Here is a 17,593-nt window from a genome sequence, read left to right on the forward strand (position 1 = left end):
GGCGGCGCTCGCGCTCACGCGGCACGTCGCCGCGCTCACGCGCCGGTCCGACCGGCCGGGTCCGCTCGCCGCGTGCGCGTGGCTCTCGTGGGCGCTGGGAAGGTCGACTCACGCCGAGCGCTACGCCGCCCAGGCGCTCGCGATCGATCCCGAGCACGGTCTGGGCGGGATCATGCGCTCGTTCGTCGCCGCGGGGCACCTGCCCGACTGGGCGTTCACGCGTCGCGCGGCATGAACGCGGCCGGGCAGGGCTCAGCCGGCCGAGGCGATCGCGAACTCCATCGTGCGCGCCTGCGCGTGCAGCATCGAGTCGGGCCACACGTCCGGTCCGCACGCGCGCGAGCCCAATCCGTGCTGAGCGGCATCCAGGTACAGGTAGTGGTGCCCGGAGTCGCGCACCTCGTGCGGATGGTCCGCCGCGGCGAGATCCTGCGCGGTGTGCCGCGTGAGCGTGAAGCCGGGGAGCCGGCCCTTCACGTCGGGGAACGCCGCGATGCGCAGCCAGTCCGCGCCCGCGCGGCGCAGCGTGAGCTCGCGCAGGTCGCTGCGATGACCGCTCTCCTGCGGACGCGCGTACGGCACCGTCAGCTCGTCGATCGGCGCCTCGAAGCGGCCGACGCGCACCGATCGGCGCGAGTCGGGGTACGAGTCGTGCGGACCGGTGCCGAACCACGCGGCACCGTCCACGTCGTCGGGAAGGTCGAGGCGGATGCCGATGCGGGGGATCACGAACTCCCAGCCGTGGCCGGGGGTGACGTCGACGCGCAGCAGCACCTCGCCGTCCCGCGCGGACCAGTGCTCGTCGACGACCATCGTGGCGGCGGAGTTGGCCGCCGAGTAGCGGCGCACGACGTGCAGCGAGTCGTCCGTGCCGGAGCGCTCGACGACGCGCGAGACGATCCGATCGAGCCCGTGCTGCCGCCAGATCTCCTCGTTCGACGGCGCGGGCGCCCCGCGGCCGAGATCGAGGGTCGGGTCGACGCCGTCGTAGGAGCCGAACTCGAAGCCCTGGTCGTTGTCGGTGGGCGCGCGCCACAACTCCAGTCGCGGGCCGCCCACCGCGGCGCCGGCGAGCTGCACGAGCCGTCCGCGCCGGAACCGTGCCGGACCCAGCGCTTCGGGCAGGTCGTCGCCCCGGCTCGCCGTCCGTGCGAGCCCCGGGCGGCTCGTCCGAAGGGGCGCGGCATCCGACCGGCTCTGCGCCGACACCACGACGTGGCCGGCACGCGCCCACGCGGTGTCGTCGCGCAGCACGACCTCGACCGTGAGCCACAGCTCGCCCGCGGCCCCCCGGTGTGCCTCGGGCACGGCCGGCGCCGCGATCCGGACGGCCTCGCCTGGCCGGAGCACGGGGATGTCCAGCCGGCCGTCGGCGACGGGCACGCCGTCGTGCTCGAGGCGCCAGCGGACGTCGAGGTCGGACGTGTCGGACGTGTGGCGCCGGTTGAGGACCGAGACCGACCGGTCGTCGACCTCGAGTCGGATCGGCGCGATCACGTGCGCGTACTCGGCGAGGCCCGGAGACGGCGTGCCGTCGGAGAGCAGCAGGCCGTCGGTGACGAAGTTGCCGTCGTGGACGACCTCGCCGAAGTCTCCGCCGTACGCGAAGAACTCGGTCGAGTCTCCGCTGCGCACGCGGATGCCGTGATCCCGCCACTCCCATACGAAGCCGCCGTGAAGCCGCGGGTAACGGTCGAAGACCTCCTGGTACTGATCGAGCGCGCCGGGGCCGTTGCCCATCGCGTGCGCGTACTCGCACAGCAGGAACGGACGGGTGCGCTGCGTCGCCGACTCGGCCGCCGAGCAGCCGAGCAGGATCGTCCGGGAGTCGTCCCGGCCGATCGACTCGGTCTCGGGGACGCTCGCGTACATGCGCGAGTAGACGTCGGTGTAGGCGCCGACATGGTCGCCCTCGTAGTGCACCGGCCGCTCGGGGTCGCGCTCGTGCACCCACGCCGCCATCGCGGCGAGGTTCTGACCGGTGCCCGACTCGTTGCCGAGCGACCACATCACCACGCACGGGTGGTTCTTGTCGCGCTCGACGGTGCGCTCGATGCGGTCCAGGTACGCGGCGCGCCAGCCGGTGTCGTCGCTGGGGCTCCCCTGCCAGCCCACCTGCTCGAAGCCGTGCGCCTCGAGATCGCACTCCAGGATCACCCAGAAGCCGAGCTCGTCCATCAGCTCGAGCACGCGCGGATGCGGCGGATAGTGGCTCGTGCGGATCGCGTTGACGTTCGCGCGCTTCATGAGCTTGAGGTCGGCCACGACCTCGGCCTCGTCGAAGACGCGGCCGAGATCCGGATGCCACTCGTGCCGGTTGACGCCGTGGAACATCACGCGGCGGCCGTTGACCAGGAACCGGTCGCCCTCGATGACGACGGTTCGAAAACCCAGTCGCAGCGACACCGTCTCGGCGGCGCCCGACACGGTGGCGTCGTAGAGGCGCGGCGCCTCGGCCGACCACGGCTCGACGCGCGGGATCTCCACCGGCGCGACGTCGCCCGGGGCGTCCCAGGTCACGGTCAGGTCGAGCTCCGGCATCCGGAACGTCAGCGGGTACGCGGCCTCGTCGGCGACGATCTCGGGGACGATCCGCCCCGTGCCGGCCGCGCCGGGCTCGTCGTCCGCGCCGTCGAACGCGGTGCGCAGCCACACGTCCTCGATGCCGCCGGCGGGCCGCGCCTCGAGGGTCACGTCGCGGAAGATGCCGGGGAGCCACCACTGGTCCTGGTCCTCGAGGTAGCTCGCGGCCGACCACTGGTGCACGCGCACGACGACGAGGTTGCGCCCCGGACGGACGGCCGCCGTGACGTCGAACTCCTGCACGAGCCGGCTTCCCGAGCCGATGCCGATCTCGGCGCCGTTGACCCACACGCGGTAGCGCGACTCGACCCCGTCGAAGCGCAGCAGCACGCGAGCGGCATCCGACCACGACTCCGGCAGCTCGAACGTGCGCCGATGATCGCCCGTCGGGTTCTCGTCGGGCACGAACGGCGGGTCGATCGGGAACGGATACTGCTTGTTCGTGTAGATCGGATGCCCGTACGCGCCGTCGCCCTCGAGCACCCAGTGCGACGGCACGCGGATGACGTCCCAGCCCGAGTCGTCGTAGTGCTCGCCGGCGACGTCGTCGGGCTCCTCGCCGTCGGGGAGGAAGCCGTCGTCGCCGGGTTCGCCGGGAGCGCCGGGCAGCAGGCGGAACCGCCAGTCGCCGTTCAACGAGAGCCGCGGCGCGTCGGTGCGGAGCCGGGAGCGCGCGGGCGTGCGGGCTCCCGCGCCGGGGGCGAGGTCCGTGAGGTAGGTCACGTTACTTGACGGAGCCTTCTGTCAGGCCGCCGCGCCAGAACCGCTGCAGGACGATCATGGCGATGGCGAGCGGGATGATCGACAGGAGCACCCCGCCGGTCGTGAGCTGGTAGAACTCCGGCAGCCGGTCGACCTGCCCGAGCCAGTTGTTCAGCCCCAGAGTAATCGGGTACAGGCTCGAGTCGGCGAGCATGACCAGCGGCAGGAAGTAGTTGTTCCAGATCCCTACCAGCTGGAACAGGAACACCGTCACGAGCGCCGGGGTGAGGATGCGCAGCACCACCGACTGGAAGATGCGCAGCTCGCCCGCCCCGTCCAGCCGTGCCGCCTCCAGGAGCGCGTCGTCGACGGTGGCCTGCGCGTAGATCCGGCACAGGAACAGGCCGAACGGCGAGACCAGCGACGGGATGAGCACGCTCCAGTACGTGTTCGCCAGCCCCATCTGGCTGAACAGCAGGAACAGCGGCAGCGCCGTCGCGGTCCCCGGAACGAGCACGCCGCCGAGGATCAGCCCGAAGATGAGGTTGTTGCCGCGGAACCGATACTTGCCGAGCGCGTAGCCGCCGGCGGCGGCGAAGTAGGTGGCCAGCACCGCGCCGACGCCGGCGTAGAACACCGAGTTGAGGAACCAGCGGACGAAGATCCCGTCGTCGTAGGTGAGCACCTGGCCGAGGTTGTCCCACAGCGCGAAGTTCGGCGCGAACCAGAACCCGAAGGTCGAGAAGAGGTCCTCCGAGGTCTTCGTCGCCGCGACGACGACCCAGTAGATCGGCACCAGGAAGTAGAGCGCGACGAGCACGAGCACGCCCGTGACGATGATCGTCGACGCCCTCGACCGCCCGGCGGAGCGGTCGTTCGACGCACCGGGCGCCTTCGCCGCGCGGGGAGCCGACGTCGCCGTGGTTGCGGTTGCAGTCGTCATCATGAGCCCTTCCGGTTGGTGAGGCGAAGGAACACGAACGAGAGGATGAACGCCACGACCGCGATGAGCACGGCCTGCGCGGCGGCGACGTTGTAGTCGTTGTACGCGAACGCGGTGGTGTAGGCCGACAGGTTCGGCGTGTACTGCGAGTCGATCGCGGGCGAGAACTTCGCGAGCACCTGGGGCTCCGCGAACAGCTGCAGCGTGCCGATGATGGAGAACACCGTCGTGAGCACGAGCGCCGGCGCGATGAGCGGCAGCTGGATGCTGCGCGCGATGCGCCATGGCCCCGCGCCGTCGACGCGGGCCGCCTCGTACAGCTCGCCGGGGATCGCCTTGAGCTGCGCGATGATGATCAGCATGTTGTAGCCCACGTAGGTCCAGGTCACGATGTTCGCGATCGACCACAGCACCGTGCCGGCGCCGAGGAAGTCGACCTCGATCCCCATCCAGGACGCGACGTCGACGATGGGGCTGAGTCCCGGCACGTAGAGGAACGACCACAGGATCGTGGCGATGACGCCCGGCACGCCGTAGGGCATGAAGTACGTCGCGCGGAAGAACCCGGGCCACTTCGCCGAGGCCGACTCCAGGAGGAGCGCGAGGACCGTGGCCGCGACGATCATGACCGGCACCTGCACGATGCCGAACAGCAGGACGCGGCCGATCGAGGCGACGAAGTTGCCGTCGGCGATCGCCTGCGCGTAGTTGTCGAACCAGGCGAACTCGCTCGTGACGCCCGCCTCGCCGAACAGACCGCTGCGGGTGACCCTCGTGAAGCTGGAGCCGATCGCCACGACGATCGGCAGCACGAAGGTCAGCAGGAACAGGAGCAGGAAGGGCGCGAGGAGGATCCAGGGCGCGCGCCGCACGGCTCCCGAGCGCTTCGACGATCGGGACTGCGCCGAGCCCGTCACGATGGTCGTGGTGGTCGTCATCACTCGCCTGCCTTCCGGATGCTGAGTCCCTTGTTGCGGAACGCGGTCATGATCTGCTGCTCGGCCGCCGCGACGGAGTCGACCAGCGTCGTGCCCGAGACCTTCTTGCGGAAGCCGTCGGAGAGGATGTTGAACGACTGCTGCGTGATCGGCCACCACGACCAGTCCGGGTTCTGCTCCCGGCTGGCAGGCACGAAGATCTCCTCGTTGTAGTTCTGCCCGCTGAAGAACTCCGACGGCTGCTCGCGCTTCGCGCCGATCACGTCGACGGCCGGCGACCAGCCGATGCCGCAGTGCTCGATCAGCGCGTTGACGCCCTCCTCCGACGAGCACATCCACGTGGCGAACCGCAGCGCCTCGGCGGGGTGCTTGCTGTTCGCGAGGACCGCCGCCGTCGAGCCGCCCAGGTAGCTCGACCCGAAGCCGCCGCTGCCCCACGTGGGCATGGGCGCCACGCGCCACTGACCGGAGCCGCCGGCGACGCCCTCCACGAGCGCGTCGCCCCAGCTGGCGACCGTCCACGACGCGATCTGCCCCTTGGATGCCGCGGCGAACCACCCCGGCGAGTACGGAGCGATCGAGGTCGAGACGACGTCCTCGTCGATCGCGGCGTCGAAGAAGCGGGCGACCTCGAGCGTGGCCTCGTCGGTCATGTCGATGACCCAGCCGTCCTCCTCAGGTGTGAGCCACTGGGCGCCGGCCTGCGTCGCGAACGAGCAGAAGAAGCTCGCGTCGTTGAGGCCGAAGACGTCGATGTAGATGCCGGCCTTGCGGAACTCGCGGCCGACCTGCGCCCATTCGTCCCAGGTCGCGGGCGGCTCGGCGCCGATCGCCTCGTAGGAGGGCGTGTGGTAGAACGAGCCCATCGGGCCCGAGTCCTGCGGCACCCCGAACACGCCCCCCGTGAAGCTCACCTGCGACCACAGGGTCGGGTCGAACTTCGCGGCGACGTCGTCGGCGCCGTAGCGCGACAGGTCGACGAGGCCGTTGACGAGCATGAACTCGGGGATCGAGCGCATCTCGATCTGCGCGAGGTCGGGACCGCCGCCCGCCGCCAACGCCGAGTACATCTTCTGGTAGCCGCCGGCGTTCCCGCCGGGGATCGGCACGGTCTGCACCTGGATGTCGGGGTTCGCCGCGTTCCAGATGTCGGCGACCTTCTGCAGGTCCTTCAGCCACGCCCAGTACGTGAGCGTGATCCCGCCGCCGGTGGCGGGCGGGATCGTGGGCTGCGCGTTGACCGAGGCGGTGCCCGGCGTCGCACAGCCGGCAAGCGCTCCCAGTGCGACCGTGCTCAGGCCGGCGGTCAGCAGCTGTCGTCGTGTGAGTGTCATCCGCTCTCCACTTCCTCGTGCGAGTGCGACCCACGCTAGCGCAAATTTCGAGTGAGTACTCGAAATCTTTGCGCGCGTACGATGGAGCCATGGCGGGGCCACGGGTCGAGCGCGTGCGACGCGTCCCCTACGCGAAGCACGCGGGCAGGCGTGCCGCGATCGTCGAGGCCGCCGCCGAGGTGTTCGCCGCCCGCGGCTACCACGCGGGGTCGTTCCAGCAGGTCGCCGACCGTGTGGGAATGAGCCAGTCGAGCCTGTTCCACTACTTCCCCACCAAGCGCGACCTGCTGCTGGCCGTGCTCGAGCGGCGTGATGCGGTCGGCGCCATGCGCCCCGACCGCGTCCATGCCTCGTCGTTCGTCGACGAGGTGCTCGCGGTCGCACGCGCCAACACCGAGATACCGGGCGTGATCGAGCTGTACGCGACCCTCTCCGGCGAGGCCGTGACGGAGGGGCATCCTGCCCGCGACTACTTCACGCGACGGTTCGCAGGACTGCGGGCCGACTTCGCCGCCGACTTCCGGATCCTCCGCGAGCTCGGCCTGCTGCGCGACGGCGTCGACCCGGACCGCGCCGCGACCTCGCTCGTCGGGCTCTGGGACGGGCTCCAGCTGCAGTCGCTGCTCGACCCGCGCGTCGATGTGGTCGGCTGCCTGCGCGACTATCTCGACGGCATCCTGCTGCCCGATCCCGAGCCGGCGTAGCGCGCGCGGCTCAGTGCACGAACAGCAGCAGCACCGCGACGCCGAGGAACAGGCCGCCGAACACGACGTCGAGCGTGCGCTGCCCTCGTGCGCTGCGGGTGAACCGGCGGAACCCGTGCGCCGCGAGGGCGAAGAAGCCCCACATCACGGCGATGTCGACCGCGACGACGGTCACCGCGACCGTCAGGTACTGCGGCGCGAGCGGCTCGGCCGGGCGGATGAACTGCGGCAGGAACGCGAGGAAGAACACGATCGCCTTCGGGTTGAGCAGGTTCACCCACAGGCCTCGCAGGAACATCGACCACCGGGACTCGGCCGCCGTGACGGGCGACCGATCCGAGGCGTCCGCCGTCTCGTCCGCGACGGGCCGGCGCAGGATCTGACGGATGCCGAGATAGGCGAGGTAGGCCGCACCCGCATAGCGGATGACGTCGAACAGCAGCGGCGACGACGCGACGAGCACGCCGACGCCGAGCGCCACGATCACGATCTGGACGACGAGCGCCGCCTGCTGGCCGAGGATGCCCCAGATCGCGCGTCGGAACCCGTGCGCGAGGGCGTTGCCCATCGTGTTGATCGCCCCCGCGCCCGGCGTGAAGCTGATCACGACGCAGGCGAGGAGCAGCGTCAGCCACAGCGAGAACGGCACCGCGCGCTGCCGCGGCTACTTGACGAGCGGGAAGAGGATCGTCTCGCGGATGCCGAGGCCCAGGATCGCCATCAGCAGCCGGTCGATGCCCATGCCCATGCCGCCCGTGGGCGGCATGCCGTGCTCGAGCGCGCGCAGGAACTCCTCGTCGACGCGCATGGCCTCGTCGTCGCCTCGCGCCGCGAGCTTCGCCTGCTCGACGAACCGCTCGCGCTGGATGACCGGGTCGACGAGCTCGGAGTAGCCGGTGGCCAGCTCGAAGCCGCGCACGTAGAGGTCCCACTTCTCCACGACGCCCGGGATCGAGCGGTGCTCGCGCACGAGCGGGCTCGTGTCGACCGGGAGGTCCATGACGAAGGTGGGGCGCACGAGATCGGCCTTGACGTGGTGCTCCCAGAGCTCCTCGACGAGCTTGCCGTGCGTGGCCGTCTTCGCCGGCACGTCGACGCCGGCCGCCGCGGCGAGAGCCGTGAGCTCCTCGAACGGCGTCTCGGGCGTGATCGTGCGACCCACGGCATCCGACAGCGACTCGTACATCGAGATGCGGTCCCACTCGCCGCCGAGGTCGTGCTCGGTGCCGTCGGCCCAGGTGACCGTCGTCGAGCCGGCGACGGCGCGCGCCGCGTTCTGGACGAGCTCCTGGGTGAGGTCGGCGATGCCGTGGTAGTCGGTGTAGGCCTGATAGGCCTCGAGCATCACGAACTCGGGGCTGTGCGTCGAGTCGGCACCCTCGTTGCGGAAGTTGCGGTTGATCTCGAAGACGCGGTCGATGCCGCCGACGACGGCGCGCTTGAGGAACAGCTCCGGCGCGATGCGCAGGTACAGGTCGGTGTCGAAGGCGTTCGAGTGGGTGACGAACGGGCGGGCCGCCGCTCCCCCGTGCTGCACCTGCAGCATGGGGGTCTCGACCTCGACGAAGCCGCGGGCGGCGAAGGTGTCGCGCAGGCTCGCGTTGACCTTCGCGCGCGCGAGCACCGTCTCGCGCGCCTGGTCGCGGGCGATGAGGTCGAGGAAGCGGGAGCGCACGCGGCTCTCCTCGCTGAGCTCGGTGTAGAGGTTCGGCAGGGGCAGCAGCGCCTTCGCGGCGATGACCCAGTCGGTGACCATGATCGACAGCTCGCCCCGGCGGCTGGAGATGACCTGGCCGGTGACCGACACGTGGTCGCCGAGGTCGACGAGCTCCTTCCACGCCTGCAGCGACTCGGCGCCCACCTCGGCGAGCGAGACCATCGCCTGGATGCGGCTGCCGTCGCCCGCCTGGAGGCTCGCGAAGCAGAGCTTGCCGGTGTTGCGGCTGAACACGACCCGGCCGGCGACGGACGCCACGACGCCGGTCTCGGCGCCCGCCTCGAGGTCGGCGAACCGCTCGCGCAGCTGCCGGATGGTGTCGGTCACCGGGACGGCGACCGGGTAGGCGCCGCCGGCGGCATCCGTCCGCTCGGCGAGGAGCCGGTCGCGCTTGGCGAGACGGACGGCCTTCTGCTCGGACACGTCCTCGAGCTCGGTGCGGGCGGCGTCCGCGTCGGGCGCGCTGGGCGGCGTCTCAGTCATGCTCGGGGGCTCCTCGGAAGTCGACCCCCAAGTCTATCCGCGGGCGCCTGGCGCTCCCACGGAATGAGGTCCGAACCAAGGCCAGACGGCGCCGGGGCCGCTCGAAAGCGCTCTCGGCGTCGTTCAGCCTTGGATCGGGCCGCTTTCGCGCGGAACCGTGCCGAGCGCGCGCTCGACCGTGGAGTGCACGAGCGCGGAGAGGAACCGGCCGGGCTCTTCGACGCCGGCCTGGACCAGCAGTCCGGCGGCCTGGGCCACGATCGCCGCGGAGAACTCCGTCGCGGTGCCGATGGCCTCCGCGTAGGCGGGGCGGTCGGCCTCGGCGACGACCACGGGCTCGCAGCCGAGCTCCACCGCGAGCGCCTGCGCGATCGGCAGGACCATCGCCGGCGCCGTCACGGCCGCGTACGACGCGCGCAGCTGCCGCAGGTCGATCGAGGTGCCGGTGAACGCCATCGCCGGATGCACCGCGAGCGGGATGGCCCCCCGCGCCGCGGCCGGCGCCAGCACGTCGACGCCGTACGCCGGATCGGTGTGCAGCACGAGCTGTCCGGTCTGCCAGGCGCCGAGCTCCGCGAGCCCGGCGACGAGCCCCGGCAGCTCGTCGTGCGGCACCGCGACGATCACGAGCTCGCTGCGCCGCACGACCTCCTCGGCGGTGAGCACGGGCACTCCCGGCAGCACCGCCTCGACCCGATCGGGATCGGACCCGCCGGTGATGCCGACGAGCGCGTGGTCGGCTCCGGCGAGCGCGGCCGCCAGCACCGGGCCGACGCGGCCCGCGCCGATGACGCCGACGCCGAGCCGTCCGCCACGGCTCACGCCGGCTCCTCGGGACGGGATGCCGCGGTGCCGAGCTGCCCGTCGGTCCGCTCCCGCCCGACGGGAGCGATGTCACCGCTCGGGGCCGACGCGAGGTCGGTCCGGGCATCGTCGCCGGTGCCCTGGGCGCGCTCGACCGGAACGGATTCGCCTTCCGGACGCCGCTCGACGACCGGGCCGTCGCCGCTCCCGGCATCCTGGCCTTCCGCATCGAGCCGATCCGCCTCCGGCTCGGACGCCCAGCGGTGCGAGCGGTCGCCGGCGGCGGCGGTGATGGCGCCGCGCGCGGCATCGGCCCACACGGCCAGGGCCGCGGTGCGGTCGATCGCGCCGAGCTCGCTCGACACCGGCCCGATCACGGTGTGCCCCTGCACGGAGGCGAGGTCGAGGGCGCGGGCCAGCGGCCCCTGGCCGATGCGCACGGACTGCAGGCGCGCGAGGGGCAGGATCACGAGCGACCGCCACAGGAACCCGCGGCGGAGGAACAGGGCATCCGGCGTCAGCAGGAACCCGTTGCGCCGCCACGACAGCGGGCGCAGCCACCGTGCCCGCCGGGGCGTGTTCGTGTACGGGTCGTCGGCGCCGGGGCCGCGGATGCCGTGACGGAACACCTCGGGCCACTCCTGCTCGGGCAGTCCGGGGAGGAGCAGCCGCAGCACGCGCTCGACGTCGGCCTGCGTGCCGACCGGCAGCACCGTCGAGAACGCCTGGGCCGAGGAGTCGGTCGCCGAGCGCCCGGACAGCCTGTTGACGCGGATCGACCACCAGTCGGCGGGCCGCCACAGGATCGACTGCTGCACCTCGACGGCGTGGACGCGCCCCGGCGGCAGCGTCTCGGTCACCGTCGTGAACAGGCCGGAGGTGATCCGCACGCCCGAGGGCGTGGGGGCGATCGAATAGCGCAGCGACCGCGTGATCGACCGCGCCCAGTACGCCCCGAAGCCGAGCAGGGCCGGGATCGCGCTGAACAGCACCCACGGCTGCCCGAACGAGCTGCCGACCGCGATCGCCACGATGATCGCGACGAGCGTCACGGTCGACGGCGACAGCAGGTGCGAGAGCATGACGCGCCCGGGAGGGATCTCGACGACCGAGGCGGGCTCGTCGGTGTCGGTGTCGACGCCGTCGATGAAGCCCGCGATGCCCGCGCCGACCGTCGCGATCGCCGCCGCCGAGCCGCGCTGTGCCGCGGCGGCCGCCGCCGCGCCACCGAGGCGTCGTCCGGAGGCGAGGCGCAGGATGTCGCCGCGCACGGTCTCGGCGTTGCTCGTCGACAGGTACTCGAGCTTGACGTTGGCATCGGTTCCGGCGCCGACGACCTCGAGCTTGGCCATGCCGAGCAGGCGCGCGATCATGGGCCGCGTCAGGTTCACACCCTGCACGCGGTCGAGCGGGGCGCGGCGCTGGGTGCGGAACAGGATGCCGCTGCGCACCTCGACGTCGTCGCCCGTGATGCGGAAGGTGTGGAAGCGCCACGACACGTACGCCCCCACCAGCACGGCGATCAGCACCGCGAGCACCACGAGGATCGCGACGATGATCAGGTTGTTCGCGACGATGAAGTCGACCGGGTCGCCCTCGTACTCGTCCCAGCTCTCGCCCTCGGGCAGATCGGGGAGCAGCCAGGGGAACACGAGCGTGAACAGGCGGTCGCGCAGGTTCGCGACCAGGATGCCGATGACCACCAGCAGGAACAGCCCCCCGCGCAGGAGCGGCGTGAGCGGGTGCAGCCGGTGCCACTCGCCGTCGCTGAGCGGCGAGCGCACGCTGCCGCGCGGCGGGCCGGGCGGTTGAGCGGGTGCCGCGGCGGCCGCGCCCGGTGCACCTGCGCCGGACGCCGGAGCGTCGGCCGCGGGCCGGCTCGACGGCAGCGGCGTGGGCCGCCGGGGCGGGCTGGGCGGGAACGGTCCGTCGGTCATAGCCCCGTCCGGCGCGTCTCGGCGACGTCGATGAGGGTGTCGCGCAGCTGCTCGGCGGCGGCCTGGGTGAGGCCCGGGATCGTGACGCCGGTCACCGCGGCGGCCGTGACGAGCTTGAGCTGCGCGATGCCGAAGCCGCGGTCGAGCGGCCCGTGCGTGATGTCGACGAGCTGCATGCGCCCGTAGGGCACCGCGACCATGCGCTGCCACAGGATGCCGCGGCGGAACACGAGGTCGTCGTCGCGCAGCTGATAGCCGTAGGCGCGCGCCTGACGCGGGAGGATCGCGAGCGTCCACACGAGGATCACGGTGAGGATGCCGGCGGGGATCCACACCCACACCTGGTGCAGCACGAGCGCGAGGATCAGGGCGACGGCGAGGATGCCGACGAGGAACGCCCCGTTCGCGATGAACTGCACGCGCACGTACTTCGGCGAGATCTGGTGCCACGTGCCGTCGCCCAGTGGCAGCCGGTTCGCGCTCCGGGGCTCGCGGACGGCGTCGTACGTGCCGGCATCCAGGACGCCGTCCTGCCCGTGCGTCTCGTCCACCAGCTGCGGTGCCTGCGGCGCCGCCCCGACGAGGTCGGCGGGGTCGTGCTCAGTGGTGCGGGGAGAGCTCGACGCCGGGGTCTCCGGGTTCGGCCTGTCCGTCATCGTCGTCCTTCCGAATCGTGCAGAGGTGCTCGGCGATGAGCCCTGCCGCCACGAGCGCGACGGCGGCGACGATCGATGCGATCACCGCCCCTATCGAGCCTAACGAGGGCGAGACCGGGCGGGTCGCGATGAACACGAGGAGGCCGGTCGCGGCGCCCCCGACAGCGGCGCCGACGATGCTGCACGCCTTCGCGAGCATCGCGACGCGCAGCGCGCGGAACGGGTCGACCCGGGGCCCGACCACGCCGCGGGTCGCACGGCGGATGGGGACGGCGAGGGCCACGGTGATCGCGCCGAGCAGCACGAGGAGCACCGGCAGCATGACCGAGGGCGTGAAGGTCGGGCGTCCCGACGAGGTCAGCACCTGGTCGATGCCGAACCCGACGACGGCCGCCACGATCGCGACCGTGACGAGGAGTGCCGCCGACGTGCGTCTCACGGGGCGCTCCCCCGCAGTCGCGCGAGCAGGTCGGCCACGCGGCCGTGCCCGGGGAGCACCGCCTCGGGATCGGCGCGCAGCCACGGCTCGAGCACGAAGTCGCGCTCGGCGGCGCGCGGGTGCGGCAGGGTGAGCGCCGGGTCGGCGCTGGTCACCTCGCCGTACGCGATGAGGTCGAGGTCGAGCGTGCGGTCGCCCCAGCGGACGGTGCGCTCCCGGCCGTGCCGCGCCTCGATCGCGTGGAGGTACGACAGCAGCACCGTGGGGGCCAGGCGCGTGGTCACGATCGCGACGGTGTTGAGATAGGCGGGGGCCGTGGCATCCGCGCCCTGCGGGGTGATCGCGACCGACTCGATCGGCTCGGCCGCGGCGGTCACGCGGGTGAGGGGCAGGCGGGCGAGCTCGTCGAGCGCGGCGGCGATCGTCGCCGCGCGATCGCCGAGGTTCGCCCCGAGGGCCACGACCGCCTCGACGGCGTCGGTCCGCTCCGGAACCCGATCGGCGGAGAAGCCCTGCGCGAGCCGGCGGTTCATCGGTTCCTCCCACGGCGGATCGTGACGGAGACGTCGCCGAACGGCACCGGGATGGGCGCCTGCGGCTTGTGCACGGTGACGGTCACGCCCTCCACGATCGGGTATGCGAGGGCGGCGACCGCGATGCGCTCGGCGAGCGTCTCGAGCAGGTTCACCGGCTCGCCGGCGATGATCGCGGCGACCACCTCGGCGAGCTCGCCGTAGTGCACGGTGTCGGCGACGTCGTCGCTCGCCGCCGCCGCGCGGGTCGACAGGGCGAGCACGACGTCGACGGCGAACTCCTGTCCGTCGCGGCGCTCGTGCTCGTACACGCCGTGGAACCCGGTGGCACGGATGCCGGTCAGCGCGATCTCATCGGTCATGGCCGCCCTCCCACTGGCTCCACACGGCGAGCGCGTCGCGCGTGGCTGCGACGTCGTGCACGCGCACCGCCCACGCGCCCGCCTGCGCGGCGAGCACGCTGGTGACGGCGGTCGCGAGATCCTTGCGATCCTCGGATGCCTCGGCGCCCAGCGCCACGGACAGGAACCGCTTGCGGCTCGTGCCCACGAGCACGCGATGGCCGAGTCCGACCAGGCGCGGCAGCGCGCGCAGCATCGCCCAGCTCTGGTCGGGGCTCTTGCCGAACCCGATGCCCGGGTCGAGCACGATGCGGGCCGGGTCGACGCCCGCGGCGAGCGCCGCGGCCGTCCGCTCCGCGAGCTCCGCGGCCACCTCGGCGGCCACGTCGTCGTACTGCGCGCGCGCGTACATGTCGGCGGAGTGCCCGCGCCAGTGGCCGAGGACGAGGTCGCCGCCGCCCGCGGCGGCGACCTCGAGCAGCCCGGTGTCGGCGAGGCCCCCGGACACGTCGTTGACGATGCGGGCACCGGCCTCGACGGCGGCCTCCGCCGTCGAGGCGTTCATGGTGTCGACGCTCACGGTCGCGCCGGCCGCGGCGAGCGCGGCGATCACCGGCAGCACGCGCGCCCGCTCGAGCTCCGGGTCGACCCGCTCCGCGCCGGGGCGGGTCGACTCGCCGCCGACGTCGAGGATGCTCGCGCCGGCCTCGCGGAGCGCGAGGCCGTGCGCGACCGCCGCGTCGGGGTCGAGGTAGCGTCCGCCGTCGCTGAACGAGTCGGCGGTGACGTTGACGACGCCCATGATCTCGATCACGGGGCGTGGCCTCCGAGCAGCAGCATGAGCTCGGCGCGCGCGGCGGGCTCGGCGAGCTCGCCACGGGCCGCGATCGTCACGGTCGAGGCATCCGGCTGCCGGCCCCCGCGCATCGTGACGCACTCGTGCGTCGCGTCGAGCACCACGAGCACGCCGCGGGCGTCGAGGACCGTCGCGATCGTGTCGGCGATCTGCTCGCCGAGGCGCTCCTGCACCTGCGGCCGCGTCGCGAGGATCTCGACCACGCGCGGCAGGGCGCCGAGGCCCACGACCTGCTCGCCCGGCAGGTAGGCGATGTGCGCGTGACCCGCGAACGGCAGCAGGTGGTGCTCGCAGAACGAGCGGAACCGGATGTCGCGGAGCATCACGGCCCCGGACGGCAGCGTGTCGGGCGCGGGCCCCCGCGAGACCGAGATGGTGTGCGCGAGGGGGGCCGCGGCATCCACCCCCACGCCGGCGAAGAACTCGGCGTACGCGTCGGCGACGCGCTGCGGGGTCTGCCGCAGGCCCGGTCGGTCCGGGTCCTCGCCGATCGCGTCGAGGAGCTCGCGCACGAGTGCGGCGACGCGATCACGGTCGACGGCCATAGGCCGACCCTACGCGGTCGCGGGACGCGCCTGCCCCGTGGGACGCCGGTGCGGCGCCTTCTCGGCGGCCGCGGTCGCGTCGGCCTCGGTCGACGCGGCCAGGCCCGCCTCGTCGCGGCGCTGCGGGACGTCGACGGGGGGCAGCATCGACACGGGGCGCTGGTCGCTCGAGAGCCACTGCTGACGCGGCGGCAGCTTCTTGACGTCCTTGAAGATCTCGGCCAGCTGCAGGTGGTCGAGCGTCTCCTCCTCGAGGAGCGCCAGGGCGAGCCGGTCGAGCACCTCACGGTTGGCGTTGATGACCTCGTACGCCTCGTCGTGGGCCTGCTCGATGAGCGCCCGCACCTGGATGTCGACGCGCTCGGCGACCGACTCGGAGTACTCGCGGCCGTGGCCCATGTCGCGGCCGAGGAACATCTCGCCCGACGCCGAGCCGAGCTTGACCGGACCGACGTCGGTGGTCATGCCGTATTCGGTGACCATCTTGCGGGCGATGCCGGTGGCCTTCTCGATGTCGTTCGACGCGCCCGTGGTCGGGTCGTGGAAGACGACCTCCTCGGCGACACGGCCGCCCATCGCGTAGGCGAGCTGGTCCTGCAGCTCGTTGCGGGTGACCGAGTACTTGTCCTCGAGCGGCAGCACCATCGTGTAGCCGAGAGCCTTGCCGCGCGGGAGGATCGTCACCTTCGTGACCGGGTCGGTGTGGTTCATCGCCGCCGCCGCGAGGGCGTGGCCGCCCTCGTGGTACGCGGTGATGAGCTTCTCGCGGTCCTTCATGACGCGCGTACGGCGCTGCGGACCCGCGATGACGCGGTCGATCGCCTCGTCGAGCGCGCGCATGTCGATGAGCTGCGCGTTCGAGCGCGCCGTGAGGAGCGCGGCCTCGTTCAGCACGTTCGCGAGGTCCGCGCCGGTGAAGCCGGGGGTCTTGCGCGCGATGACCGAGAGGTCGACGCTCGGGGCGAGCGGCTTGCCGCGCCCGTGCACCTCGAGGATCTTCTGGCGGCCCTTCAGATCCGGCGCGTCGACGCCGATCTGGCGGTCGAACCGCCCCGGACGCAGCAGCGCCGGGTCGAGGATGTCGGGGCGGTTGGTCGCCGCGATCACGATGACGTTCGCCTTGGGGTCGAAACCGTCCATCTCGACGAGCATCTGGTTCAGCGTCTGCTCGCGCTCGTCGTGCCCGCCGCCGAGGCCCGCGCCGCGGTGACGGCCGACGGCGTCGATCTCGTCGATGAAGATGATCGCGGGCGCGTTCTCCTTGGCCTGGTTGAACAGGTCGCGCACGCGGCTCGCGCCGACGCCGACGAACATCTCGACGAAGTCCGAGCCCGAGATCGAGTAGAACGGCACGCCCGCCTCACCCGCGACCGCGCGCGCGAGCAGCGTCTTGCCGGTGCCGGGAGGGCCGTACAGCAGCACGCCCTTCGGGATGCGGGCGCCGACGGCGAGGAACTTCGCGGAGTCCTTCAGGAAGTCCTTGATCTCCTGCATCTCCTCGATGGCCTCGTCGGCACCGGCGACGTCGGCGAACGTGACCGTCGGCGTCTCCTTCGTGACGAGCTTGGCCCGAGACTTGCCGAACTGCATGACCTTGCTGCCGCCGCCCTGCGCCGACGACATCAGGAACCAGAACAGGAGGCCCAGGAGCAGCAGCGGCAGCAGCAGCGACAGGAAGCCGTCGAACCACGTCGGACGCGGCACCACGTCGTTGAACCCCTTCTTGGGGTCGGCCGTGTTGATCGCGGCGACGACCTCGTCGGCGCGCGGCGTCACGTAGTAGAACTGCACGCGCTCCGAGCCCTCGTACGGCTCGGTCAGCGTCATGTCCACGCGCTGATCGCCGTCGGTGGTCTGCACCTCCGAGACGGTGCCCCTCTTGAGCAGCTCGAGACCCTGCTGCGTCGTGATCTGCTTGGCCCCGGTGAGGCTGGAGATCAGCGTCATGCCGATCAGCAGGAGCGCGCCGATGAGCAACACGTAGACGAACGGGTTGCGCGTGAACTTCTTGAGCTTCATGGTGCGTTCAGGCTACCCTGCGCGGCCTATGACCAGTCTGGGCATTCGCCCACGGCGTA

The 17,593-nt window shown here is 72.1% G+C and carries 16 protein-coding genes and 1 pseudogene; 2 read left to right on the forward strand and 15 right to left on the reverse strand.

Annotated features, from left to right (window positions below; translation table 11 throughout):
* A pseudogene (locus tag WML84_RS05575) lies at positions 1-235 on the forward strand (hypothetical protein); the annotation flags it as partial.
* A gap of 17 nt (positions 236-252) precedes the next feature.
* Here WML84_RS05575 and WML84_RS05580 read toward each other — a convergent pair.
* The 4 genes from WML84_RS05580 to WML84_RS05595 are packed head-to-tail and all read right to left on the reverse strand — an operon-like array spanning position 253 to position 6,500.
* Entirely contained in the window at positions 253-3,306 is a 3,054-nt protein-coding gene (locus WML84_RS05580) for a glycoside hydrolase family 2 TIM barrel-domain containing protein (RefSeq protein WP_347345152.1), read from the reverse strand.
* Between the two features lies 1 nt (position 3,307).
* Positions 3,308-4,228 (reverse strand): carbohydrate ABC transporter permease, encoded by a 921-nt coding sequence (locus WML84_RS05585; protein ID WP_347345153.1) that lies wholly within the window; start codon positions 4,226-4,228, stop codon positions 3,308-3,310.
* Positions 4,228-5,166 carry a sugar ABC transporter permease gene (locus tag WML84_RS05590; protein WP_347345154.1) on the reverse strand — a complete coding sequence of 313 codons (939 nt, stop codon included), beginning with the start codon at positions 5,164-5,166 and terminating at the stop codon, positions 4,228-4,230. Before WML84_RS05590 ends, WML84_RS05585 begins: the two co-directional genes overlap by 1 nt.
* A complete protein-coding gene (locus WML84_RS05595; RefSeq protein WP_347345155.1) occupies positions 5,166-6,500 on the reverse strand; it encodes an extracellular solute-binding protein in 1,335 nt (444 codons plus the stop codon). The genes WML84_RS05590 and WML84_RS05595 overlap by 1 nt, the downstream gene beginning before the upstream one ends.
* Before the next feature lie 89 nt (positions 6,501-6,589).
* Between WML84_RS05595 and WML84_RS05600 the strand changes: the two genes are divergently transcribed.
* Positions 6,590-7,204: a TetR/AcrR family transcriptional regulator gene (locus tag WML84_RS05600; RefSeq protein ID WP_347345156.1), complete on the forward strand. Its 615-nt coding sequence runs from the start codon at positions 6,590-6,592 to the stop codon at positions 7,202-7,204.
* A 10-nt stretch (positions 7,205-7,214) separates the two neighbouring features.
* Here WML84_RS05600 and WML84_RS05605 read toward each other — a convergent pair whose 3' ends face one another.
* From WML84_RS05605 to ftsH, 11 genes are all read right to left on the reverse strand, one after another.
* Positions 7,215-7,853: a LysE family transporter gene (locus tag WML84_RS05605; protein ID WP_347345157.1), complete on the reverse strand. Its 639-nt coding sequence runs from the start codon at positions 7,851-7,853 to the stop codon at positions 7,215-7,217.
* Between the two features lie 15 nt (positions 7,854-7,868).
* Positions 7,869-9,404 carry a lysine--tRNA ligase gene (gene lysS / locus WML84_RS05610; RefSeq protein ID WP_347345158.1) on the reverse strand — a complete coding sequence of 512 codons (1,536 nt, stop codon included), beginning with the start codon at positions 9,402-9,404 and terminating at the stop codon, positions 7,869-7,871.
* 123 nt (positions 9,405-9,527) lie between these two features.
* The gene (locus tag WML84_RS05615) at positions 9,528-10,226 is read right to left on the reverse strand and encodes a Rossmann-like and DUF2520 domain-containing protein (protein WP_347345159.1); all 699 of its coding nucleotides are present in this window, start codon (positions 10,224-10,226) and stop codon (positions 9,528-9,530) included.
* Positions 10,223-12,145 (reverse strand): PH domain-containing protein, encoded by a 1,923-nt coding sequence (locus WML84_RS05620; RefSeq protein ID WP_347345160.1) that lies wholly within the window; start codon positions 12,143-12,145, stop codon positions 10,223-10,225. Before WML84_RS05620 ends, WML84_RS05615 begins: the two co-directional genes overlap by 4 nt.
* A complete protein-coding gene (locus WML84_RS05625; RefSeq protein ID WP_347345161.1) occupies positions 12,142-12,801 on the reverse strand; it encodes a PH domain-containing protein in 660 nt (219 codons plus the stop codon). The genes WML84_RS05620 and WML84_RS05625 overlap by 4 nt, the downstream gene beginning before the upstream one ends.
* Positions 12,746-13,240, reverse strand: coding sequence for a DUF3180 family protein (locus tag WML84_RS05630; RefSeq protein ID WP_347345162.1), 495 nt, complete (start codon positions 13,238-13,240; stop codon positions 12,746-12,748). The genes WML84_RS05625 and WML84_RS05630 overlap by 56 nt, the downstream gene beginning before the upstream one ends.
* Complete coding sequence (gene folK, locus WML84_RS05635) at positions 13,237-13,773, reverse strand: 2-amino-4-hydroxy-6-hydroxymethyldihydropteridine diphosphokinase (RefSeq protein WP_347345163.1); 537 nt, start codon at positions 13,771-13,773, stop codon at positions 13,237-13,239. The genes WML84_RS05630 and folK overlap by 4 nt, the downstream gene beginning before the upstream one ends.
* Positions 13,770-14,135 (reverse strand): dihydroneopterin aldolase, encoded by a 366-nt coding sequence (gene folB, locus WML84_RS05640; RefSeq protein ID WP_347345164.1) that lies wholly within the window; start codon positions 14,133-14,135, stop codon positions 13,770-13,772. Before folB ends, folK begins: the two co-directional genes overlap by 4 nt.
* Entirely contained in the window at positions 14,125-14,928 is an 804-nt protein-coding gene (gene folP, locus WML84_RS05645) for a dihydropteroate synthase (protein ID WP_347345165.1), read from the reverse strand. Before folP ends, folB begins: the two co-directional genes overlap by 11 nt.
* The gene (folE, locus tag WML84_RS05650) at positions 14,925-15,515 is read right to left on the reverse strand and encodes a GTP cyclohydrolase I (RefSeq protein WP_347345166.1); all 591 of its coding nucleotides are present in this window, start codon (positions 15,513-15,515) and stop codon (positions 14,925-14,927) included. Before folE ends, folP begins: the two co-directional genes overlap by 4 nt.
* A 9-nt stretch (positions 15,516-15,524) precedes the next feature.
* Complete coding sequence (gene ftsH / locus WML84_RS05655; protein WP_347345167.1) at positions 15,525-17,534, reverse strand: ATP-dependent zinc metalloprotease FtsH; 2,010 nt, start codon at positions 17,532-17,534, stop codon at positions 15,525-15,527.
* Between the last annotated feature and the right edge of the window lie 59 nt (positions 17,535-17,593).

The sequence above is a fragment of the Microbacterium sp. genome (genome assembly GCF_039812165.1).
GTDB lineage: Bacteria > Actinomycetota > Actinomycetes > Actinomycetales > Microbacteriaceae > Microbacterium.

Excerpts from the sequence above, each read along its gene's own strand:
- folK (WP_347345163.1), bottom strand. The coding sequence starts at position 13,773 with ATGAACCGCCGGCTCGCGCAGGGCTTCTCCGCCGATCGGGTTCCGGAG.
- WML84_RS05600 (WP_347345156.1), top strand. The coding sequence starts at position 6,590 with ATGGCGGGGCCACGGGTCGAGCGCGTGCGACGCGTCCCCTACGCGAAG.
- folB (WP_347345164.1), bottom strand. The coding sequence starts at position 14,135 with ATGACCGATGAGATCGCGCTGACCGGCATCCGTGCCACCGGGTTCCAC.
- WML84_RS05595 (WP_347345155.1), bottom strand. The coding sequence starts at position 6,500 with ATGACACTCACACGACGACAGCTGCTGACCGCCGGCCTGAGCACGGTC.
- WML84_RS05590 (WP_347345154.1), bottom strand. The coding sequence starts at position 5,166 with ATGACGACCACCACGACCATCGTGACGGGCTCGGCGCAGTCCCGATCG.
- lysS (WP_347345158.1), bottom strand. The coding sequence starts at position 9,404 with ATGACTGAGACGCCGCCCAGCGCGCCCGACGCGGACGCCGCCCGCACC.
- ftsH (WP_347345167.1), bottom strand. The coding sequence starts at position 17,534 with ATGAAGCTCAAGAAGTTCACGCGCAACCCGTTCGTCTACGTGTTGCTC.
- folE (WP_347345166.1), bottom strand. The coding sequence starts at position 15,515 with ATGGCCGTCGACCGTGATCGCGTCGCCGCACTCGTGCGCGAGCTCCTC.
- WML84_RS05625 (WP_347345161.1), bottom strand. The coding sequence starts at position 12,801 with ATGACGGACAGGCCGAACCCGGAGACCCCGGCGTCGAGCTCTCCCCGC.
- WML84_RS05620 (WP_347345160.1), bottom strand. The coding sequence starts at position 12,145 with ATGACCGACGGACCGTTCCCGCCCAGCCCGCCCCGGCGGCCCACGCCG.
- WML84_RS05585 (WP_347345153.1), bottom strand. The coding sequence starts at position 4,228 with ATGACGACTGCAACCGCAACCACGGCGACGTCGGCTCCCCGCGCGGCG.